This window comes from Citrobacter sp. Cpo147, from assembly GCF_030332405.1.
GTDB lineage: Bacteria > Pseudomonadota > Gammaproteobacteria > Enterobacterales > Enterobacteriaceae > Citrobacter > Citrobacter portucalensis.
Genome location: NZ_JAOWHX010000041.1, coordinates 271,782 through 293,924, shown reverse-complemented (window position 1 = coordinate 293,924; position 22,143 = coordinate 271,782). Strand labels below are relative to the sequence as shown.

The window sequence follows — 22,143 nt, the reverse complement described above, 5'->3', positions numbered from 1 at the left end:
AAGAGAGTAACCGATTCTTTCTTAATGTGTTATTGAGGAATATAGTTCCTGAGAGGGTTATCTGATTTATATCAATGGCAGGGATGATTTATGGCTGTTCCAACATATGACAAATTTATTGAACCAGTGTTGCGTTTCCTGGCCACTCGACCCGAGGGCGCTTTGGTCAGAGAGGTGCGTGAAGCCGCAGCCGAAATGCTTGGGTTAGATGAACAGCAGCGTGCAGAGACGATTACCAGTGGGCAACTGACGTACCAGAACCGCACTGGCTGGGCGCACGATCGCCTCAAACGTGCCGGATTATCGCAAAGTCTATCCCGAGGGAAATGGTGTTTAACGCCAGCGGGAATGAGCTGGGTTGCCTCGCATCCGCAGTCGATGTCCGAGCAGGAAGTGAGTCATTTTGCTTTTGATTTTAACGGTGTGAAGCTCAGTAAGCAGGCGGATGCGGTGGCGTTAGATCCGCAGCCAGAATTGATTGAGGAGGATGAGCTTGCCCGAAGCAGCCCGGACGATCGCCTGGAGCAAGCGCTCAATGAGATTCGTGAATCAGTTGCTGAAGAGCTGCTGGAGAATCTGCTTCAGGTTTCGCCCGCGCGTTTTGAAGTGATTGTGTTAGATGTGCTGCACCGCCTGGGATATGGCGGTCATCGCGGTGATTTGCAGCGCGTAGGGGGAACCGGCGATGGCGGCATTGATGGGATTATCTCTCTCGATAAGCTCGGGCTGGAAAAAGTCTACGTTCAGGCCAAGCGCTGGAAAGGCACCGTTGGGAGCGCTGAAGTCCGGGGCTTTTATGGTGCATTGCCTGAGCAAAAAGTGAAACGTGGCGTCTTTATTACCACCTCAGGCTTTACGGCGCATGCCAGAGACTATGCTAACAAAGTTGAAGGTCTGGTGCTGGTGGATGGCGACAGGCTGGTACATCTGATGATTGATAATGATATTGGTGTATCCTCACGTTTACTCAAGTTGCCCAAACTCGATATGGATTACTTTGAGTAGTGGTAACACTGGAACCTGATTGCGGGTAATGGTGATGGAGCACGTTGTGGGCATCCGTGTTTCTTCTGGCCCAGAAATCAAGTGACTTTTGTGGCTGCGTATCAGCGCTAAACCCATGCCGGATGGCGGCTTCGCCTTATCCGGCCTACTCTCCTGGTCAACTTTCCTTTATCTCGAATACGCAAATTGTGAAGCTATTTCCAACAATCCAGGTATAATCGTAAGATAATTGTATATACGTTTTTGTATATACAATTAGGAATGAAATACATGCCAATGGAGTTTGAATGGGATGCAAACAAGGCACAAAGTAACCACCGTAAACATGGTGTTCGCTTTGAGGACGCAGTATTGGTTTTCGACGATCCCCGGCATTTGTCCAGACAGGATCGTTATGAGAACGGTGAGTATCGGTGGCAGACCATCGGTCTCGTTCATGGCATTGTGGTTATTCTGGTTGCCCATAGCGTTAGGTTTGAAAGTGGCTTTGAAGTCATTCGTATCATCAGTGCCAGAAAGGCAGGCAGTAAAGAGAGGAATCGTTATGAGCATGGTTAAACATAAACGCGGCAGCGTATCCGCGCTGAGTGCTCAGCATGAGGCTGAACTGAAGGCGCTGGCGAATAAACCGGATGATGATATTGATTACAGCGACGTTCCCGTGACCGAAGATGAGCAGTGGTCAGAGGCTCATCGCGGTAAGTTTTTCCGTCCGTTGAAAACGCAGGCATCGGTGCGCATTGATGCCGATGTGATGGAGTGGCTAAAGCGCCCCGGGAAGGGTTACCAGACACGGCTGAATGCTATTTTGCGCGAGGCTATGCTGAGAGAGCAAAACAAGAAATAGCCTTATACTGGGGCAGTAAGTGCCGGATGGCGGCTGCGCCTGATCCGGCCTACGGGAAAGTGCCATTAGTAGGCCCGGTAAGCGTAGCGCCTCCGGGCAATTCAGCAGGGGATTACTTCTTCAATCCCGCAAATGCCGCTCTGATCTCGTCTTCCGGCAAATTAATGCCGATAAACACCAGTTGGCTGTGCGGTTGCTCGTCGCCCCACGGGCGGTCCCAGTCGGCGCTGTACAGGCGCTGGACGCCCTGGAACAGCAGGCGGTTTGGCTCGCCTTCAATCCACAGCATACCTTTGTAGCGCAGCAGCTTCTCGGCGGATTCCAGCAGCAGGTTTTCCATCACTCGCGACACGTCGCTAATGTTGACCGGGTAATCCAGCTCGACGACGATCGAGGAGATATCGTTTTGCTTGTCGGCGATAAAGTGGAAGCGCGGTTTGGCGCTGACTACGTTCTCTTCCAGCATAAAACCGTTGGTATCGAACAGCAGGGAGAGGTCGATATCACCATGCGTCACGGTGTAAATCGGCGCACGGGCGTTGATGCGCGCCAGGCGCTCACGCAGTTTTTCACTTTCACCTGCGACGTCGGTTTTGGTCAGCAGGATCCGGTCTGCGTAGCCTACCTGCGACTGGGCGATGGTGAACTGGTTCATCTGCTCGTCGGCATGTACCGCGTCAACCAGCGCTATTACGCCGTCCAGCAGGTAGCGTTCGCAAATCACTTCATGGGAGAAAAAGGTCTGAATGATCGGGCCGGGGTCGGCCATGCCGGTGCACTCGATCACCAGACGGTCGAAATTGATGGCGCCTTTGTCGAGGTTGTCGAGCAGATCTAACAATGCGTCTTCCAGTTCACTGGAGCGGGTACAGCAAATGCAGCCGTTGGTCAGGGTTTTGATCTGCGTGGCGCGATCGCCAATCAGCTGATCGTCCACCGAGACTTCGCCGAATTCGTTTTCGATAACGGCAATCTTGTAACCGTGCTGCTCGTTGAGAATATGGCGCAGCAGGGTGGTTTTACCCGCGCCAAGAAAACCGGTGAGTAGGGTAACTGCAATCGGGGTCATTCACTTCTCCTTCTAACAGCAACTGCTTCCGCCGCTACCGTAGCGGGCTTCCTGGCGCTCGCGGAAGAATTCTTCGTAGGTCATGTACGGCTTATCGGGATGGTTGGTCTTCATGTGCTCGACGTAGTTGTCGTAGTCCGGAATACCAATCAGCATTTTCGCCGCCTGACCGAGATATTTTTTTGCCTGACCTAAAGTACCAAACATGGAACGCCCTGTTAATGAATAAAGCCGGATGGCGGCTTGCGCCTGATCCGGCCTACGTTAACTTTACTTTGTAGGCCGGGAGCGCAGTTCGCCACCCGGCTTCAGGTTAGTGGTGTGAAGAGGTCTTCACGCCGCCTTCCGGCACCGGTACATACGGCGTCTCTTTATCAGAGCGACCGTTGATGGCGCGGGCTTTCTGCCAGGTACGGAACCCGTAGAAAATGATGCTGTACACCACCACCAGGAACAGAATACTCAGACCTGCGTTGGTGTAGTTGTTGACGACGATGTGGTTCATGTTGGCAATCTGCTGAGCGGTCAGTTCGCCGCCGTTAGCAATCTTCTCTTTGTACTGATTCGCCATGAAGAAGAAGCCTTCCATCTGCGGGTTGGTGCTGAACAGTTTCAGACCCAGCGCCCAGGTGGTGCAGATAAGCAGCCATACTGCCGGAACAACGGTAACCCAGATGTATTTGGTGCGCTGCATTTTAACCAGTACCACGGTGCCGAGAACCAGTGCCACGGCAGCCAGCATCTGGTTAGAGATACCGAACAGCGGCCACAGGCTCTTAACGCCGCCCAGCGGGTCAACAACGCCTTGATACAGCAGGTAACCCCACAGGCCTACGCAGCCCGCAGTACCGATGATACCCGCAACCAGAGAATCGGTTTTCTTCAGGAACGGCACGAAGTTACCCAGTAAATCCTGCAGCATAAAGCGGCCAGAACGGGTACCGGCATCCAGTGCGGTCAGGATGAACAGCGCTTCAAACAGAATACCGAAGTGGTACCAGAAGCCCATATCAGCCATCGGCAGCACTTTGTGGAACACGTGAGCGATACCAACGGCCAGCGTCGGTGCGCCACCTGCTCGGTTCAGAACGGACGGTTCACCGATGTCTTTCGCGGTTTGCAGGATCTGCTCAGGCGAAATGACGAAGCCCCAGGAGCTGACGGTCGCTGCCGCATGTGCGGTGACGTCTTTCAACTGCGCCATAATCAGCGGTGCGTTTTCGCCGCTCATTTCATGCAGGTTCGGCATGGTGATGCCAAGGCCCGCAGGCGGGGTGTTCATCGCGAAGTACAGACCTGGTTCGATGATAGACGCGGCAACCAGCGCCATAATTGCGACGAAGGATTCCATCAGCATCGCGCCGTAACCGATAAAGCGCGCATCGGTTTCACAGGCCAGCAGCTTCGGTGTGGTACCGGAAGCAATCAGCGCGTGGAAGCCAGATACCGCACCACACGCGATGGTGATGAACAGGAACGGGAACAGAGCGCCTTTCCACAGCGGACCGGTACCATCAACGTACTGGGTCATCGCTGGCATTTTCAGTTCCGGGTTGAGGATAACAATCCCCACCGCCAGACCGACGATAACGCCGATTTTCAGGAAGGTAGCCAGATAGTCGCGCGGGGCGAGGATCAGCCATACCGGCAGCAGCGCAGAGATAAATGCGTAGCCGATCAGGGTAAAGGTAATAGTGGTGTCTTTAAAGGTCAGCGCCGGGCCCCAGTACGGGTCGTGCGCAATCACGCCGCCGAAGTAGATAGAAGCTACCAGCAGCACAATACCAATCACCGACACTTCGCCCACGCGTCCCGGTCGCAGGAATCGCATGTAGATCCCCATGAACAACGCGATAGGTACGGTTGAGCAGACGGTGAACACACCCCACGGGCTTTCTGCCAGCGCTTTCACTACGATCAACGCCAGTACTGCGAGGATGATGATCATGATTAAGAAGCAGCCGAACAGCGCAATGGTTCCCGGGATCGGGCCCATCTCTTCTTTGATCATCTCACCCAGAGATGCGCCGTTACGGCGGGAAGAGATAAACAGCACCATGAAGTCCTGTACCGCACCGGCCAGCACGACGCCTGCCAGCAGCCACAGCGTACCGGGCAGGTAGCCCATCTGCGCGGCCAGTACCGGCCCAACCAGCGGACCTGCACCTGCGATAGCGGCAAAGTGGTGACCAAACAAGACGTTACGGTTGGTTGGAACGTAGTTCAGACCGTCATTGTTGATGACCGCCGGCGTGGCACGCGTTGGGTCAAGTTTCATCACCTTTTGGGCGATGTACAGGCTGTAGTAACGATAGGCCACCAGATAAACAGAAACTGAGGCGACCACGATCCACAGGGCACTAATGTGTTCACCCCGACGTAATGCCACTACCGAGAGGCAGAATGCACCGATGATTCCGAGAATCACCCAGGGTATGTGCTTGAATATCTTTTTCGTATCCATAGTAAAACCTGGTATCTAATTAATAATTGGCCGAAGCCGCGTGGGTTTGATCTTGTGTTTGAGGAGGTTATTTGACTGCTATGTTGGGGGGATCTTGCCAGAGAATTACGCGCGTAAAGTAAGGTAAATAAGTGAGCGGTTGTATGTCAGCTTAAGCGGTCCCAAGTGTCAGTGAGCGGTAAACTGCGGGGAGAACGGGGAAATTTATGTGATTGAGATCACGGCATTATAGCGTTTGCCTGCCTACATGCCGTGTTTTCCCACTGACAAAGCACCTCACTGAGAGACTCAGATTACGATATAACAGTAAGGCGTATGTTCGATGTCTCTGAGCAACACATGTTTCTTACGTGATTTAGTCAGGTAATATTTTTCATCCAGATAGTAGTCAATGAGTTCATCGAGACGCTCTTTATCTATGCGGGGCGTTACCCCCAGCGTCCAGAAGCTACGCAGCTCTAATTCCGAACGTTTGATTTTTGCGCTTTTAACCAAATCAGCAATCATATTTCTGACGCAGCTTGTCGGATCCTGGTTCTGTTTGAGTTCAAGCGCAATGTAGCTATCTTGCGTCCAGCCTTTTTTCCGCAACAAGAAATCTGCACGCACTGACAAACGCTGTGGATTTTTCCGGAGATCGCAAGCAAGAGTTTGTTCACGCCACCATTCATGACCCGTCGAAGCCAGCAGATTGGCAAATTCTATCTGCATCCAGACTTCCCAACCGGAGATGTTGTACTGATCGATGATATTGAGCTTTTGGCGAATATCTTCACGTTCAAAAAAGTGGTGTGCGAGGGTGGATAGGTGATCAAAATCGCGATTTAACATAGAAGCATCCTTTCCTTCAAAAACCGGAATCCTACACCTAAGACGTAATGGAACGACTAATTTTTTGCGTAATTTGTCATAGGGAACGGTATTTAATGTGAAAACGATAATTCTGTGGCAATTGCTGGCACCATAAAGTTTTCTCTTTCCAGGCCGAAAACCAGAGTATCTGTCTAGCGGAAAGAGAAAACATGTTAAAACGAATGAAGATTGTTACCAGCTTACTGCTGGTATTGGCGCTATTTGGCCTTTTACAGCTCGCCTCGGGCGGCTTGTTTTTTAACTCACTTAAGAATGACAAAGAGAACTTTACCGTTCTGCAAACCATTCGCCAGCAACAGTCTGCGCTGAACGCCACCTGGGTTGAGCTGCTGCAAACGCGTAACACCCTGAACCGGGCAGGCATTCGCTACATGATGGATCAGAGCAATATCGGTAGCGGCGCGACCGTTGCCGAGCTGATGCAGGTGGCGAGTACGGCGCTGAAGCTGACGGAAAAAAACTGGGCGATTTACGAGTCGCTCCCGCGCGATCCGCGCCAAAGCGAAGCCGCTTTCCAGGAGATCAACCGCACCTATGACATCTATCATGGTGCGCTGGCGGAGCTGATCCAGTTACTGGGTGACGGGAAGATCAACGCATTCTTTGATCAACCGACGCAGAGCTATCAGGATGGCTTTGAGAAGCAGTACATGAGTTACATGCAGCAGAATGATCGCCTGTATGACATCGCGGTGGAAGATAACAACAGCTCTTACAGCCAGGCGATGTGGGTGCTGATCTGCGTGCTGATTACCGTACTGGCGGCGATTATTGCGGTGTGGTTTGGTATCAAGCTGACCCTTATCTCCCCAATGAACCGTCTGATCGACAGCATTCGTCATATCGCCAGCGGTGACCTGGTGAAACGTATTGAAGTGGAAGGGTCCAACGAGATTGGGCAACTGGCGGAAAGCCTGCGTCACATGCAGGGTGAGCTGATGAATACCGTGGGTGACGTGCGTAACGGTGCCAACGCGATTTACAGCGGTGCCAGCGAGATTGCGATGGGCAACAACGATCTCTCCTCCCGTACCGAGCAGCAGGCGGCATCTCTGGAAGAAACCGCAGCCAGCATGGAACAGCTGACGGCGACCGTGAAGCAGAACGCCGAAAACGCGCGTCAGGCCAGCCATCTGGCGCTGAGTGCTTCTGAAACCGCGCAGAAAGGCGGCAAAGTGGTGGATAACGTGGTGCAAACCATGCGTGACATCGCGTCCAGTTCGCAGAAAATCGCCGACATTATCAGCGTCATCGACGGCATTGCCTTCCAGACTAACATTCTGGCACTCAATGCCGCAGTAGAAGCCGCGCGTGCGGGTGAGCAGGGCCGTGGATTTGCGGTGGTTGCGGGTGAAGTACGTAACCTGGCCCAGCGTAGTGCGCAGGCCGCGCGCGAGATTAAGAGCCTGATTGAAGATTCGGTCAGCCGCGTGGATGTTGGTTCAACGCTGGTAGAAAGCGCCGGTGAAACCATGGATGAGATCGTCAATGCGGTAACCCGCGTGACCGATATCATGGGTGAAATCGCCTCTGCTTCTGATGAACAGAGCCGCGGTATTGACCAGGTTGGTCTGGCCGTTGCCGAGATGGATCGCGTGACGCAGCAGAACGCCTCGCTGGTGGAAGAATCCGCCGCCGCCGCTGCGGCGCTGGAAGAGCAGGCCAGCCGCCTGACTCAGGCCGTTGCCGTGTTCCGTATTCAGCATGACCAACAGCGCGCGCGTGACGTTGCCGCCGCTAAACCGGTTTCAACGGCCCAGCCGCGTAAAGCTGCGGTAACGGATGCCGGGGATAACTGGGAAACGTTCTAAACCTGTGATGCCGGATAAGGCGTAGCCGCCATCGGGTAATCAACGCAACATCAGGCGCATGGCGCAGCGTAGTTCGTACGTCTGCCCGTGCGCCGCTTCTTCAGCTCTTTTTTCGCGCAATTCCGGCGAAAGCGTCTCGTCAGCCAGCATTTCAAATCCCAGTCGCGCGTACAATGGCGCATTCCACGGCACACCGCGGAAGGTGGTTAGCGTGAGCGACGTATAACCTTTCTCACGCGCCTGTTTGGCAACATAGTCAAGCAATCTGCGGCCAATTCCTTTTCCCTGCCACTCCAGATGCAGTGAAAGTTCAGCAATAAACAGCGATGACCCCAGCGCTTCGGCAACCAAAAAACCGACCGGACGCGCATCGACCAGCGCCAGCCAGCTCATGCCTGCGGCGGCAAATGCCCGATGCTGAGCAGCCGATATAATCTGGTCGTCAGCAATCCACGCCAGTTCGGGGATAAGTAAAAAACGTTGCCCCGCAGATCGTTCGATGGCGGGAAGAGCGGCAGTGTCTGCCAGAGTAGTCGCGCGCAAGGTGATGTTCATACGAGGAGCATAACATGCCCGATAAGCGTGGTGTTATCGGGCATCTGAAGGATTATTCTTTACGCGGATCGCTGATGGGTTGGCGAACCAGGAAGATGTAGGCGAGGGCACCCACCATGGTGACGCAGCCGCAGATGATCAACGCCAGGCGGAAAGAGTTGGTGGTATCAACAATAAAACCGGTGACGATCGGTGCGAACGACGCGCAGATAAAGCTGGCAAAGTTCTGGATACTGCCCACGGAAGCGGTCATGCGTGAGGCGACGGCGACGTGGATCAGGCCCCAGCACGAGGTGCCGGCGAAGTGGATACAGAACAGCGCCATACCGATCAGTAACACGGCAGCCATCGACGTTGTGGCCTGCGGCACGACGAAGGTGAAGGCTGCGGAGCAGAACATCCCGGCGATAATACAAATTTTACGGCTCTTAATCGGCGCCATACCGCCTTTCACCAGCCAGTCGGTGACAAAACCGTTAATCAGCATACCGGCTGCGCCAAACAGGAATGGGATCGCCGCCATTAATCCAGTGCTTTTTAAATCCAGATTGTAGGAGGTTTGCAGGTAGCCCGGCAGCCAGGCCAGATATAACCATGCGGTGTAGTTGATGCCGCTAAAGCCCAGCATCATGCCCCACATGGTACGGTTGCGGAACAGGCTGCGCCATTCGGCAAAGCTCAGCGGATCGCGGCGGGCATTGACGCTACCGGCGTTCAGGTACGCTTGTTCCGTGGCGCTCAGCTCAATTTGCTCGCGGTTGCGATACAGCATGTACCAGCCGATGGCGAGGAAAATACCCAGCACGCCAATGGTGATGAACATCCAGCGCCAACCCATTACCAGCATCATGGCAGCCAGAATCGGCGGGCTAATGGCAACCCCGATGGTGGAGGCGGCGTTGAATAATCCCATCGGGCGGCCGCGCTCTTTGATGTTAAACCAGTCGTTGATGACCTTTACGCCGCACGGGTTCATCGGCGCTTCGCCAATCCCCATCCCGATACGCACCAGCACAAACTGTGTGAAGCTGTGCACCATGCCGGACATCGCCTGAAACAGCGACCAGAAGAACATCCCCAGTCCCAGCATAATGCGCGGACCTTTACGATCCAGCAGCGGGCCGCAGGGCAGTTGCGCAATACCGTAAGCGAGAGAGAAGACCGACAGCAGGACGCCGATTTGCGTGGCGCTCAGCCCCAGTTCTTCCCGAATTGTTAAGTTGGCGACCGATAATGAACTGCGGTCGAGGTAATTAATCACCGCAGCAAAAAATAATAAAATCATTGCTGTGGTCTGAATACGTTTTATTCGGCTACTGCGTTGCACCATGCCCTCAGGCGGAACATTAATATCCGCAGATGACGACGTGCCAAACGAAGAACTCGGGTCGAGGGTAATATTATTTTTTTCCACGCCGGACTCCTGAACCTCAATAATTTATTTTTCACACAGCCGGGCTGTGCAGTATTGAAAAAAAACCAGTGATGAATCAATTCGCTCATCACCGCTCACAAAAGTTTTTAATGCAGTCGACTTAGCGTGAGCATAGGCAAGAGGTATTTTTCAGGCGTTTTTATTTTTATAAAATCGTGCTCTCGGTAATGGTTTGCTGTTTTTTATCGGTACTTAATGGGCGGCGCAATGACTCTGGTTGATGGAGCGAATCATCGATTGTTTGGCTGAATTCAAATGGTTACAGAGCGCCAGGGTGGCATCCAGGTCGCTGCGACAGATCAGCGCGCTGAGGATGGTCATATGTTCATCGATGGCAATGATGTTGCGTTGTTTGAGGTCGCTCTCATCCCACTGATAGTGGAAGTGGAAAATCACGGAGATGATTTCAAGTGATTGATTGAAAAATATATTATCGGCAGCAGAGAGCAGCAAGGCGTGAAACTCACGGTCTAACTGCGAGAACATACGAAAGCTGCTGCCGATGCTGTCGCGCAGGATCCGGTGGCGTTCCAGCAGCGTTTTAGCCTGCAGCCAGCGCGGGTCATCATCCGGCAGATTGAGGAAATGCTGCAGGGAATGGGTTTCCAGCATTTCTCTGAGTTCAAACAGCTGCTCCGCATAGGCCTGATCGAACTGCTTCATGCTCCACTGACCGCGTTTTTCGTTTTTGATCAGGTTGTAACGTTCGAATTTTAAAAGATATTCTCGTACGACTACCGGACTGACGCCCGCGGCTCTGGCAAGCTGCAGTTCGGAGAAGCTCTCGCCTGCACGCAGCTGGCGCTGGTTGATCATGGTGAAAAACGCCTGCTCAAAAATCCGGTTTTGCTCGGTCATGGAGGCGGTGGTGCAGGCAAAACCGTCGTCATGGTCGGGTTTACGCACGATGACATAGTGGCTGCCGACCTGGGTCAGCACGCCGCACTCGCCTAAGTGGCTCAGCATATGGCGCACTGTGGTGCGGCTGATGTTGTACATCTCCGCCAATGCGCTTTGCGACGGGAGAGGGGAAGGGATATGACCACGCGCCATATCATCGATAATCTGGTTAATCACATTGTGACGTAAGTTCTGCGAACGGCTCATGGTTTCTCCTTTTTGCCTATTAAAACCCGATTTAAAACATTTTTATGCGTTGGAATTCACAGATTGTGTTTCTGCTTTCTCCGGCTTTTTTATTTTCGTTGATATCTGAGGCAACAAAAAAACAGGAGAGCAGAATCATGTCTACGATGAATACGTTGATTTGCCAGGAACCTAAAAAATTAGTCTGGAAAGAACGCGAAATACCTATTCCGGGTGAGGGCGAAGCATTAATAAAAATTAAATCGGTAGGGATTTGTGGTACCGATATTCATGCCTGGGGCGGCAATCAGCCTTTTTTCAGCTACCCACGTGTATTAGGTCATGAAATATGTGGGGAAATTGTCGGGCTGGGAAAAAATATACAGAATCTGAAAAATGGTCAGCAGGTGGCGGTTATTCCTTACGTGGCCTGCCAGCAGTGTCCGGCATGCCTGAGCGGACGTACCAACTGCTGCGAGAAGATTTCGGTGATTGGCGTACATCAGGATGGTGGTTTCAGTGAATATCTGTCCGTTCCGGTGACCAACTTACTGGACGCGCAGGGGATTGACCCGCAGGCGGCGGCGCTGATTGAGCCTTACGCCATCAGCGCGCATGCGGTACGTCGGGCGGCGGTGGCGCCAGGTGAGCAGGTGCTGGTGGTCGGTGCTGGTCCGATTGGTCTGGGCGCAGCGGCGATTGCCAAAGCCGATGGCGCACAGGTGGTGGTCGCCGATACCAGTCCAGCACGCCGGGAGCACGTGTCTTCCCGGTTGGGACTCCCGGTTATCGACCCATCCGCTGAAGATTTTGATGCGCAGCTGCGCGCTCAGTTTGGCGGTTCGTTGGCGCAAAAGGTTATTGATGCCACGGGGAATCAGCATGCGATGAACAACACGGTGAATTTGATTCGTCATGGCGGCAGCATCGTTTTCGTTGGGCTGTTCAAAGGCGATTTGCAGTTCTCTGATCCGGAGTTCCACAAGAAAGAGACCACCATGATGGGCAGTCGCAACGCCACGCCGGAAGATTTCGCCAAAGTGGGCCGTCTGATGTCGGAAGGCAAACTGACCGCTGACATGATGCTTACGCACCGTTACGCGTTTGCCACACTGGCAGAAATCTACGAGCGGGATGTGATTAACAACCGTGAGCTGATTAAAGGCGTGATCACGTTCTGAGAGGGGAAATGCGATGAAGACATTGAATCGACGTGATTTTCCGGGGGCCAGCTACCCAACGCGCGTGATCCAGTTTGGTGAAGGAAACTTCCTGCGGGCGTTTGTTGACTGGCAACTGGATATCCTCAACGAGCAAACCGATCTGAACGCTGGCGTGACCATCGTTCGCCCGATCAATACCGATTTTCCGCCGTCGCTGAATACCCAGGACGGGCTGTATACCACGCTTATTCGCGGGCTAAACGAGCAGGGCGAGGCGGTGAGTGAGGCGCGGCTTATCCGTTCGGTGAATAACGAAATCAATCCGTATCAGGATTTCGCGGCGTATCTGGCGCTGGCGCACAATGCGGAAATCCGTTTTGTGTTTTCGAATACCACCGAAGCCGGAATTAGCTATCACGCAGCGGACCGTGTGGATGATGCGCCGCCGGTGAGTTTTCCGGCCAAGCTGACACGCCTGCTGTTGGAGCGCTTTAACCACTTTGCGGGCGCGGTGGATAAGGGCTGGGTAATTATCCCGTGCGAGCTTATCGACTATAACGGTGAGGCGCTCAAAACGCTGGTGCTGCGGTATGCGCAGGAGTGGCAACTTCCTCCGGCATTTGCCGACTGGGTGGAGACGGCAAACACGTTCTGTTCCACGCTGGTCGACCGTATTGTCACCGGCTATCCGCGCGAAGAAGCCGCTGCGCTGGAGGCTACGCTAGGCTATCACGATGCGTTTCTCGATGCCGCGGAGCATTTTTACCTGTTTGTGATCCAGGGGCCGCAGTGGCTGGCAGAGGAGCTGAAGCTGGCGCAGTGTCCGCTGAATATCCGTGTGGTGAGTGATATCAAACCGTACAAAGAGCGCAAGGTCGCTATCCTCAATGGTGCGCATACGGCTCTGGTGCCGGTCGCGTGGCTGTGCGGGCTGGAGACCGTTGGTGAGGCGATGCAGGATGCTGATGTCCGCCGCTTTGTCGAACGGGCGATTAGTGAGGAGATTATTCCGGTGTTGGATCTCCCGGCGGACGAATTGCGTGAATTTGCCGACGCGGTGAGCGGGCGTTTTCAGAACCCCTACATTCGCCACCAGTTGCTTTCCATTGCGCTTAATGGGATGACCAAATTCCGCACCCGAATTTTGCCGCAGCTGCTGGCGGGTCAGCACAATGGGCGCTGGCCCGTGCGGTTAACGTTTGCCCTCGCTGCGCTGCTGGCGTTTTATCGTGCAGAACGCGACGGGGAACGCTATCCGATACAGGATGATGAGCAGTGGGTAAGCCTCTATGCCAGCCTGTGGCCGCGAGTTGGCAATGATTTAACGCTGCGTGAACTGGTGGATGCCGTGCTTGGCGATGCGGCGCACTGGGGAGAGGATTTGACGTTGTTACCTGGCCTTGCCGGGCAGGTCACGGCCAATCTGGAGATGATTCTGGTGCAGGGTATGCGCCAGACGGTGAACGGTCTGGAATAAGGTTGCCATGCAGCGCCCGGTGTGGTGTTGGGCGCTGTTTTTTTTCAGACAATACATTTGGTTCACGATAGGCCTGATAAGCAAAGCGCTATCAGGCCTTTCATGTTACGAACCCTGAGCCACTACTTTGATTTCAACCATCCCGACCCCCAGCTTACGCGGTGAGTGACCGAGAATATTGCCCTCGTTGGTGGCGACCGGATCGGGTGGAACAATTACCAGCGTATCGGCATCAGCCGGGTTATCAAAATGTAAGATGGTGGTGGTGACGTCATGGCCTAACACCAGCGTCTGTTCCTCGTTGCCAACGCGCACGGGAATAGGGCGATTAGCATTGTCGCCGAAGGCTTTCGCGGTAATGACCAGATCGAATTTCTTCGGTAGCGGGGCTTTGTACTCAATCGTTACTTCTTCGCTGAGCTGCGCATTGGACCAGCGTCCCCAGGATTCGGGGCGTGAAATGCCGCTAAACTGTTTGACCTCTTCCGGCGCGCCCGCCACGTTGAAAACGAAGCTATCTGCTTTGTAGCGAATGTCATTATCGACAATTTTCAGCGTATCGACGTTACCTTTATAGCGCTCCATGTCGATCACCGTGTCTTTAAATACGGTTTTACTTTTCCACTTAGCTTTATCGACGTGCTGTACGATTTGCTGCCCGCCCAACTGCCCCTGTGATACGCACCAGTCGGTAGAAAGCGCCAGCTCCGGCGCCCACAGTTGCGCCATTTTGTAGCAGCGATCGACCCAGACGAAGTTATCGCGTGGGGCGAAATCTGCCAGTTGGAAGCGCAGCGGGGCCGAGTATTCGCTTTCCGGCAGCGGCTCGACGCGTTTGTCCGATACGCGCAGCAGCAGCGGCAGGCGGAAATGACTGCCGGAGAAAGAGATCATATTTTTGTCCTGGTCGACGGTGAACTCTTTCATCTCTTTCGGGAAATTCCACAGGCGAATGATATCGGGCTTCCACGCCAGCATTTTTTCTTTGATGTTCAGGAACACTTCCGACACGGATTCGCTCGACAAGCTGCTGCGGCCAAGGCCGATAAAGTTATCGCCGCCGAGAATATCCAGTACCGTTGCGCCGTTATCCATCGTGTTACGTTTCACCGCCAGCGTGTCCTGTTGCGGTTGATCGCCGCGCAGCACGAAGAACAGGTTGTTGCGGTCCTGCTTGTTCAGATACTTCCATGCGGTGTTGTTCATCGCCAGATGATCGGAAGACACCACGATAACGGTATCTTTAAACCACGGCGATGCTTTGATTTTATTGATAAATTCGGCAATGTTTTCCTGGCTGCAGCTGACCGCGCTGAACGATTGGTTGGCCTTCCCGTCGATGTCATAACGTTTACGGTTGCAGCTACGGGAGATAAAACCATCCGGATGATGGGTATCCACGGTCAGGGTAAACAGTGAAAAACGCTGGCCCGAGCGCGAAAGCTCTTCGAATTTTTTCCACGCTTCGTCCAGCACGGTATCGTCGTAGAAGCCCCAGTCGTTACGATAGGTCGGGTCCGCCACCACGCTTTTTAACTCTTCCGCACCATACAGATGGTCAAAGCCGTGAGATTTCAGGAACACGTCTTTGCCAGCAAAGCGCAGGTTGGCACCCTGCACAAAGTAGTTCTGATAGCCGGAGTTTTTCAGGATATCGCCCAGACAAATATTGTTAGGGAAGAAACTTGAAACAGACGCAGAGGCGTTGCCTTCAAACGGCGCAAACAGCGGAATACCGCACTGGGAGGCGACCATGCCCGCGATGGTGTAATCCGTACCCGGCAGCTGCATGGTGTTGCTGAAATCCAGACCTTCGTTTTTCAACGCGCCGAGTTCCGGGGTCAGATCCGGGAATGCGTCGTTATTAAAATAGGTGCGTTCGAGGCTTTCGCCGTAGATATAAACCAGGTTCAGCTTCGGGTTGGGAATGGTTTTTGATGGCTCTTTATAATACGTCGGGAAATCCGGGTCGCCATCGCGTGACTGCGACTTCACCAGTTCGGTTATCTGGTGAAACGCTGGGCTGGCGTCAACGGAGGCCAGCGCCAGCAGCAGGGCCAGCAGACTGTAACCCACGTGATGCGGGTGATGGCGACGGCGGCGCAGAACCCAGCCGAGAGCGACAAAAACGGTCGTCAGCGCCAGCGCGATCCCAACGCCCGGCAGGATATATTTGCCGATACCTGCACCGGTCAGGCTGTTGGTCAGCGTGTACAGAACCGCGTCATTGATCCCGTCGCCGGTGAAATAGTCACTGGCGTACAGCGTGATATTCAAGACAATAAAAATCCCCAGCACCGTTAACGTGGCGGCAAACCACCAGGTGTTGCGACCCGCTTTCCAGGCATAAATCAGCACTGAAGCGAGAAACAGAGTGATGGAGATTAATTCTGACAACGGTCGATCCTCAGTAAACCGGGCAATTGCCTGGCAGGCTAATCATTTGGTGAGAGAACAATGTAATAGCGTTGTTACATTGCTGCAATTGTAGTGACATTAAATTACGTTGTTATTCAGAATTGGTTTAGTTATGCGCGTTTTTGTGGGGAAATACTGTTTATTTGGAATGTGAATGTATTGTCGAAAATAAATAGATGCCGCGCAGGTTATACGCGGCATGTCGTGCGTCAGGAAATGAAGTTCATGCCCTGTTTTAACACCAGATCGCAGGCCTTGGTTTTTACCTGCTTCGCCAGCGAGCTGTTGCCAATCGTGTTCAGGTCCAGCTGTTGACCATCTTTGGCATTGAGCAGACCCTGAATCCCGTCCATATAGTTGGTGTCTTGCTTCTGCTCAGGAGCACTGAGCCCCAGTTTATCCAGCACCTGGTTTTTGACGTTTTGCGTGTCGGTGACCGAGGCCAGCTTCTGTTTCGCGCAATATTCCAGGATCCCGGCGGCGTTATTCATGCTGCTGGAGGTCAACGACTGATTGCTGCCATTCAGCAGGCTGGTCAGGGAAGAGAGCGACGAGCTGCTTTGCGAGCCGGAGCTTTGTTTGCTCAGCTCACTGGCCGCGCTGGAGAGCGAATCCTGCCAGGAGGCGGCGAAAACGCTGGTAGAGATGAGCGTGCTGGCGGCAAGCGCACAGCACAGCAGACGTTTGGTAGTTTTCATCATTATATGCAACTCGTGTTATGCCTTTTCAGCGCAGTATAGCGCTGGCGGTCTTAGGAGTGGTCCTAATACGTTAATACTCTTTACCGGTGACCCGACTACGGTAGCTTTCCCAGTTAAAAATGACCCACAGGCTGTTGCCAAGGCGCATACGATCCATCACGCGCTCGCCGAGCAGCTTGTTCATTTCATCCATATTGCTGTTAGTTAACATACCGGTCGGACGTTTTGAGGACGAACGGCGATCGACAATCTGGTTAATGATCACTTTTTCATAGCGGGATTCGGTCTGCATGCCGATCTCGTCGATCACCAGCAGATCCACATTGCTCAGATCGTTGAGCAGCTGTTCTTCGCTGGTTTCACGATTACTGAACGTTTCTTTCATCGCCGACATTATATCGGCCACGGTAATGATCAACACTGACTTACCACGCAGCAGCAGTTCGTTGCAGATGGCGGCGGCTAAATGGTTTTTGCCGGTGCCGGGTTTGCCGGAGAAGATAAAGCTGGCGATGTTGCCGTCAAACTCTTCAACATACTGGCGGGCTTTGCTCAGGGCGTTCATCTGACCTTCGCACTCTACCCGATAGTTTTCGAACGAACAGTTCTGATGCAGCGGGCGGATACCGGAACGGTTGAATGTGCGCTGCATTTTCATAGCCCGGTTTTCGCGGGCCAGCGCTGCGGCACGAATTTCACCTTGCTCTTTTTGCCATGCCAGCAGCTCTTCGCCCGTTTTAAAGGCGGGCTCGACATTAGGTGGCATCATTTTTTGCAGACGTTTCATCAGGTCGCCAACGTTTTTCATCGTTATCCTCTAAAACCCGGTGGAATGTGGCTGTCAGGTTCACTGACGCTGTTCACATCGCGCTTTGGCATTCCGCCATTGCTGGCCCGTCCAATCTGAATGCTGCGCGCCAGTTTTTGCTGCCACTGAATATGGTGAAAGACTTTTCCTTCAGCCTGCCAGTAGGCAACAAATGAGGCCAGTTCTTCAGCAGTAACCGGCTCTCTCAACGCTACGCCCCATAAAGCGGCCTGACGCTGAAAGTCGGCATCAGGCTGCCAGGCAGCGTACATCGCAAATTTCCCCATTGGTACGGCAACGGGAGCAGCTTGCGGCTCTTCATAAAATTGATCATCTAATGTCACATCGCTTCCCGGGCGTGACAGTTTCTCCTCAAGCGCCAACAGCTCAGCCAGTCTCGCAGGCGTCACCGCGTAAAACGCTGGCGCATTGTTAGCGAATACGGCTACGGCGCCACCCGCAGACCTGGCCAGCACGGCGTGGTGATCGTGTAGTAAGGCGTCAATGCTAGTGACGTCTGGCGTCAAAATTTTGCAGGGCATAATGTTTCTCAATACTGAACAACAACCGAGAAGGGGACTGCTTTTATAGTAACACAGAGAAGAAGGAGAGCAGCAGATGAGGGGGGAGATTCCCCTCTCTGCATGGCATTAAAGAAAGTGCACCGTCAAACGCGTGGGCGTTTGCGATACAGCCATAACCCTGGCACGGATAGTCCGATGGAGAGCGCGCCGACAATTGATGAGGCTTTCAGGAAATTGGTCAGCAGGGTGATCATCAGCGCTTCGCTGTAGCCAAAATGGCCGATTTTTACCGCCGAGATCATGGCGGTGTAGGCGGAGATCCCAGGAAACATCGGGATCACTGCCGCAACGGTAAAGACTTTCGGATGCGCCAGATACCAACGCGACCACTGGATCCCAATGCAGCCGACCAGCAGCGATGCCATAAAGGTTGACCATTCGATATTAAACCCTGCGCTCATCATTGCCATTCGCGAACCGTGACCGAGCGCGCCGAGTAACGCACACCAGGGGAGCGCCCGATGAGGGACATTAAATACCATGGCAAATCCTACTGCCGGGATCGCCGACAGGATCATGTCCTGCATTAACGCCAACATGAAATCGATCACGCCCATCCGCGCAGCCCCCATAAGGTCATCGACATGACCACGCCAATGCAGGTCGCCAGTGTAAGCAAACTGGCAATTGCCCAGCGGGCGAGCCCGGTATTAATGTGTCCCTTAAACATATCCGCGACGGAGTTGATCAGCGGAAAGCCTGGAACCAGCAGCAGCACGCTGGCAGCCATGGCGATGGTCGGGGTGTGGTTAAACGTCGGTAGCGTCAGCAGCAGACCAGAAATCGTTGTCGCCACAAACGCGGTGATGCAAAAGTTAATTTGTGGGTGCAAATGCCGGGATGCCAGAATCTGACGGATATACATTGCCACCATGCTGGCGAAAAAAGTGATCACCGCACCATCCCATCCGCCGTTATTGAGCTTACAAAAGCAGGCGCAGGACAAGCCGACCATGAAGGCGACCAGCCATCTTGGATAGCGTAGCGGCTTAATCTGGCTAAAGCGTTTCTCTACCCCTTTAATATCCAGCAGTTTATGTTCCGCCAAAATGACAATGTGCTGCACTTCCGTCACGACGTGCATATTAATGCCGCGATCCTGATTTTTTCGCGTTGATGTCAGGCATTGCCCGTCTTTAATGGTGGTCAGGACGATAGCGTTAGAGGAGATGGCGCTTTCTACGCTATCCATGCCAAGTGCCAGCCCGAGTCGGGTGGATAACTCGTCAACCAGAGCGCTTTCTGCCCCATGCTGAAGTAAAAAAAGTCCGCATTGAATACATAACCGTGTAACCGTTCGCTGTGACGACTGCTCTGTTTGCATGGCTCGCTCTGACTGAAAAGGATCTCTTTGAGTGACGAATGTCTTCTTTTTATCATGAAGCATGAGCCCGCTGGCTCTGGCTAAGATCAATCTTTGTGTCGAAAAAAGACACAGGTGATACGGTTGCGGTATCTTAACGCCCCCGTTCGCTAAGGTACGAGGGGGAGACTGATTGAAATGTAGCGTTATTTTCCCGGATGGCAAATACGTAAGCCATGCTAACGATCTATTGTAGTTATTATAATTGTACAGATAATGTATTTATACGTAATTGTGCAATAATAGCTTAGAATTTGGCGCTATTTGGATGGTGCCGTCAATACTTTTTGAAATAAATACCAAGGATAACAATTCACCCCGCTTATTGTTCGGAGTATTTTCCTGTGAGTTAAGATTATTAATCCACCTGGGAAGATTTAATTAAGTACGATTGCGGACTGGTGAGTGTGGAGGGGATATGTTGCCAGGACGCTGCAAAAACGCAATTATTATTAGTAAATCACCGATTATACAAACTGGTCTTAAAGGTATAATGCAGGGAAAGTTCTCCGATTACGAACTTACCTACTGTCGTTCTGTTGAAGAACTGACGTTATTACAGCTACGGTGTGCTGATTTGGTGATTGCTGATTTAACCGGAGACTGCAATTATCCTCGTTCAGTCTGCGAGCAATATTATTTTTTATTATCTCAATATCGTGATATTCACTGGGTATTTCTCGTATCTCGTATCTTTTATCCTCTGGCGGTTGAACTACTGATGTGTCCTGTCAGTTCGCTGCTCTCTGACGCCGAGCCGATTGAAAGTTTAGTGAATGTCATTCACGCGGGAAATACACGAGCAGAGAGAATAAGCAAGGCACTGCTCTCTCCGCCTGCTATGCCGCAATTGTTAGACCATAGCGCACGATCTATTGTTCTCACTCTCTCTGAAAGAAAAGTATTGCGCCTCCTTGGGAAAGGCTGGGGGATTAACCAGATTGCGGCGTTGCTGAAAAAAAGCAATAAAACAATAAGTGCCCAAAAGAATAGCGCTATGCGTCGCTTGTCGATAAATAGCAATGCAGAAATGTATGCCTGGATAAATAGTTCTCAAGGATCGCGAGAACTTAATTTACCTTCAGTTTATGGAGAAACCACGGAATGGAAAGCAGAATCATCAAAAGAAACGTTGCACTGGTAGAAAAGTGCACGATGAGCAGCGTGGGTATTAAGAGTTTATTTAATACCATACCGGATGACCAATATAAACTTCATCTCTTTTCAAACCAGCCCGCTTTTAGCCAGGCAATGTTAAAGATGTCGTTTTCGGCAGTTATTTTTTCCCTCTCTGCAATCAGAACCGATCGTAGAGCAGGGTTGGCCTATTTAACGGAGCTGGCGATAAATTATCCGCGGATTCGCCGTGTGGTGATTGCCGATGATGACGCTGAAGCGCGTTTAATTGGTTCCCTGTCCCCCTTGCCGTTAGATGGCGTTGTGAGTAAAGCTTCTTCGTTAACGGTGTTGCAGGACGCGTTATTTACGGCGTTAAGCAGCCCTGGCCGGGGAACCGAAGGCACGAAAAACCATTGGTATATTAATCAAAGCCGTATGCTCAGTCCGACAGAACGAGAAATACTGCGCTTTATGTCGAATGGTTATTCGATGCCACAGATTGCTGTTCAGCTTGAACGGAACATCAAAACCATTCGGGCACACAAATTTAATGTGATGTCCAAACTGGGGGTCAGCTCGGATGCCGGGTTACTGGATGCGGCCGATATCCTGCTGTATCTGCGTGCTGGAGAGCCAGCGCCTTTTATGCAGGCGGTTTCGTGACGGGCAACGTTGACGTGTTTCTTGCCGGGTTTGGCCGCCGGTTTAGCGTGTGAAACATTACTGACACACGTCAACCCAGGTGGCAGAAGTCAGTTCAGCCATCCTTTCAGGCGTGATGCGAACCGCGCTGTGGATGGCACCTGCGGCAGGCAGCACTTCAGCGTAGTGTTTCAGAGAAACATCACAGTACACTGATATCGGTGTTTCTAATCCGAAGGGGCAAACGCCGCCAACGGGGTGCCCCGTCGCGTTCACGACCTCATCACTACTTAACATTCGGGCTTTGGCACCGAACGTACTCTTTAGCTTTTTATTATCCAGTCGGGCATCGCCTTTTGCTACGACCAGGATGATATCGTTCTTCACCTTTAGCGAAAGTGTTTTCGCTATTTGGCCAGGTTCAACGTTATGGGCTTTTGCTGCCAGATCAACGGTTGCTGTGCTCTGGTTTAATTCGATGATCTCGATATCTGGTGCATGTTGCGCCAGGAATTGGCGTACTGATTGCAAACTCATTCTTCTCTCCCTATCGCTTACAGATAGCCCTGCACAGCAGAAAACTGCAGGATGTAATTTGTCATAGGGGCAACCACACTGTAAATATTTTATTGTAACAACATAGCAACATTAACAGTTTTTCGATCTTCTTCACAATCAAAGAAACCGGTTACAGTAACCGGTTGCAGAATGCTGAAATGACGA

At 52.5% G+C, this 22,143-nt stretch carries 22 protein-coding genes; 8 read left to right on the top strand and 14 right to left on the bottom strand.

The window, feature by feature from the left end; translation table 11 throughout:
- The first annotated feature begins 90 nt into the window (after positions 1-90).
- The 3 genes from OGY06_RS22095 (at position 91) to OGY06_RS22085 (ending at position 1,852) form a co-directional block, all read left to right on the top strand.
- The gene (locus OGY06_RS22095) at positions 91-1,005 is read left to right on the top strand and encodes a restriction endonuclease (RefSeq protein WP_286605950.1); all 915 of its coding nucleotides are present in this window, start codon (positions 91-93) and stop codon (positions 1,003-1,005) included.
- Between the two features lie 270 nt (positions 1,006-1,275).
- On the top strand, positions 1,276-1,563 hold the full coding sequence (locus tag OGY06_RS22090) for a BrnT family toxin (RefSeq protein ID WP_286605949.1): 288 nt from the start codon (positions 1,276-1,278) through the stop codon (positions 1,561-1,563).
- The gene (locus tag OGY06_RS22085; RefSeq protein ID WP_003830041.1) at positions 1,550-1,852 is read left to right on the top strand and encodes a BrnA antitoxin family protein; all 303 of its coding nucleotides are present in this window, start codon (positions 1,550-1,552) and stop codon (positions 1,850-1,852) included. The genes OGY06_RS22090 and OGY06_RS22085 overlap by 14 nt, the downstream gene beginning before the upstream one ends.
- Positions 1,853-1,964: 112 nt before the next feature.
- Here the strand turns inward: OGY06_RS22085 and yjiA are convergent, their stop codons facing one another.
- From yjiA to OGY06_RS22065, 4 genes are all read right to left on the bottom strand, one after another.
- The gene (gene yjiA, locus OGY06_RS22080; protein ID WP_071692305.1) at positions 1,965-2,921 is read right to left on the bottom strand and encodes a GTPase; all 957 of its coding nucleotides are present in this window, start codon (positions 2,919-2,921) and stop codon (positions 1,965-1,967) included.
- 12 nt (positions 2,922-2,933) lie between these two features.
- Positions 2,934-3,128: a YbdD/YjiX family protein gene (locus tag OGY06_RS22075; protein WP_003830038.1), complete on the bottom strand. Its 195-nt coding sequence runs from the start codon at positions 3,126-3,128 to the stop codon at positions 2,934-2,936.
- A gap of 106 nt (positions 3,129-3,234) precedes the next feature.
- The gene (btsT, locus tag OGY06_RS22070; RefSeq protein WP_003830033.1) at positions 3,235-5,385 is read right to left on the bottom strand and encodes a pyruvate/proton symporter BtsT; all 2,151 of its coding nucleotides are present in this window, start codon (positions 5,383-5,385) and stop codon (positions 3,235-3,237) included.
- Between the two features lie 288 nt (positions 5,386-5,673).
- Positions 5,674-6,216: a hypothetical protein gene (locus OGY06_RS22065; protein ID WP_003830032.1), complete on the bottom strand. Its 543-nt coding sequence runs from the start codon at positions 6,214-6,216 to the stop codon at positions 5,674-5,676.
- Positions 6,217-6,407: 191 nt separating this feature from the next.
- Here OGY06_RS22065 and tsr point away from each other — a divergent pair, with 191 nt between their 5' ends.
- Positions 6,408-8,069, top strand: a complete 1,662-nt coding sequence (tsr, locus tag OGY06_RS22060; RefSeq protein ID WP_043018314.1) for a methyl-accepting chemotaxis protein — start codon at positions 6,408-6,410, stop codon at positions 8,067-8,069.
- Between the two features lie 39 nt (positions 8,070-8,108).
- On the opposite strand, the gene OGY06_RS22055 is transcribed toward tsr, so the two are convergent.
- The 3 genes from OGY06_RS22055 to OGY06_RS22045 form a co-directional block, all read right to left on the bottom strand.
- Positions 8,109-8,624 (bottom strand): GNAT family N-acetyltransferase, encoded by a 516-nt coding sequence (locus OGY06_RS22055; protein WP_087050972.1) that lies wholly within the window; start codon positions 8,622-8,624, stop codon positions 8,109-8,111.
- A 52-nt stretch (positions 8,625-8,676) separates the two neighbouring features.
- The gene (locus tag OGY06_RS22050) at positions 8,677-10,038 is read right to left on the bottom strand and encodes an MFS transporter (RefSeq protein ID WP_286605948.1); all 1,362 of its coding nucleotides are present in this window, start codon (positions 10,036-10,038) and stop codon (positions 8,677-8,679) included.
- Positions 10,039-10,251: 213 nt separating this feature from the next.
- Positions 10,252-11,166, bottom strand: a complete 915-nt coding sequence (locus OGY06_RS22045) for a GntR family transcriptional regulator (RefSeq protein WP_200001280.1) — start codon at positions 11,164-11,166, stop codon at positions 10,252-10,254.
- 137 nt (positions 11,167-11,303) lie between these two features.
- On the opposite strand from OGY06_RS22045, the gene OGY06_RS22040 reads away from it, so the two are divergent.
- Together OGY06_RS22040 and OGY06_RS22035 are read left to right on the top strand one after the other, a co-directional pair.
- Positions 11,304-12,326, top strand: a complete 1,023-nt coding sequence (locus tag OGY06_RS22040) for a zinc-binding alcohol dehydrogenase family protein (RefSeq protein ID WP_032942306.1) — start codon at positions 11,304-11,306, stop codon at positions 12,324-12,326.
- Between the two features lie 13 nt (positions 12,327-12,339).
- Complete coding sequence (locus tag OGY06_RS22035; protein ID WP_284962155.1) at positions 12,340-13,785, top strand: tagaturonate reductase; 1,446 nt, start codon at positions 12,340-12,342, stop codon at positions 13,783-13,785.
- 105 nt (positions 13,786-13,890) lie between these two features.
- Here OGY06_RS22035 and opgB read toward each other — a convergent pair whose 3' ends face one another.
- The 6 genes from opgB to OGY06_RS22005 form a co-directional block, all read right to left on the bottom strand.
- Positions 13,891-16,182 carry a phosphatidylglycerol--membrane-oligosaccharide glycerophosphotransferase gene (gene opgB / locus OGY06_RS22030; RefSeq protein ID WP_267440591.1) on the bottom strand — a complete coding sequence of 764 codons (2,292 nt, stop codon included), beginning with the start codon at positions 16,180-16,182 and terminating at the stop codon, positions 13,891-13,893.
- Positions 16,183-16,412: 230 nt separating this feature from the next.
- Positions 16,413-16,904 (bottom strand): YjjA family protein, encoded by a 492-nt coding sequence (locus OGY06_RS22025; RefSeq protein WP_003830016.1) that lies wholly within the window; start codon positions 16,902-16,904, stop codon positions 16,413-16,415.
- Between the two features lie 70 nt (positions 16,905-16,974).
- On the bottom strand, positions 16,975-17,712 hold the full coding sequence (dnaC, locus tag OGY06_RS22020; protein WP_003019133.1) for a replicative helicase loader DnaC: 738 nt from the start codon (positions 17,710-17,712) through the stop codon (positions 16,975-16,977).
- Between the two features lie 2 nt (positions 17,713-17,714).
- Positions 17,715-18,254: a primosomal protein DnaT gene (dnaT, locus tag OGY06_RS22015; RefSeq protein WP_003830011.1), complete on the bottom strand. Its 540-nt coding sequence runs from the start codon at positions 18,252-18,254 to the stop codon at positions 17,715-17,717.
- Positions 18,255-18,379: 125 nt separating this feature from the next.
- A complete protein-coding gene (locus OGY06_RS22010; protein ID WP_003830008.1) occupies positions 18,380-18,853 on the bottom strand; it encodes a threonine/serine exporter in 474 nt (157 codons plus the stop codon).
- The gene (locus OGY06_RS22005) at positions 18,844-19,620 is read right to left on the bottom strand and encodes a threonine/serine exporter family protein (protein WP_003830006.1); all 777 of its coding nucleotides are present in this window, start codon (positions 19,618-19,620) and stop codon (positions 18,844-18,846) included. The genes OGY06_RS22010 and OGY06_RS22005 overlap by 10 nt, the downstream gene beginning before the upstream one ends.
- Before the next feature lie 457 nt (positions 19,621-20,077).
- Here OGY06_RS22005 and OGY06_RS22000 point away from each other — a divergent pair, with 457 nt between their 5' ends.
- Together OGY06_RS22000 and bglJ are read left to right on the top strand one after the other, a co-directional pair.
- Positions 20,078-20,803 (top strand): helix-turn-helix transcriptional regulator, encoded by a 726-nt coding sequence (locus OGY06_RS22000; protein WP_286605947.1) that lies wholly within the window; start codon positions 20,078-20,080, stop codon positions 20,801-20,803.
- Positions 20,764-21,441, top strand: a complete 678-nt coding sequence (gene bglJ / locus OGY06_RS21995; RefSeq protein ID WP_003830003.1) for a DNA-binding transcriptional activator BglJ — start codon at positions 20,764-20,766, stop codon at positions 21,439-21,441. The genes OGY06_RS22000 and bglJ overlap by 40 nt, the downstream gene beginning before the upstream one ends.
- A 57-nt stretch (positions 21,442-21,498) precedes the next feature.
- Here the strand turns inward: bglJ and OGY06_RS21990 are convergent, their stop codons facing one another.
- Entirely contained in the window at positions 21,499-21,957 is a 459-nt protein-coding gene (locus OGY06_RS21990) for a YbaK/EbsC family protein (protein ID WP_003830001.1), read from the bottom strand.
- Between the last annotated feature and the right edge of the window lie 186 nt (positions 21,958-22,143).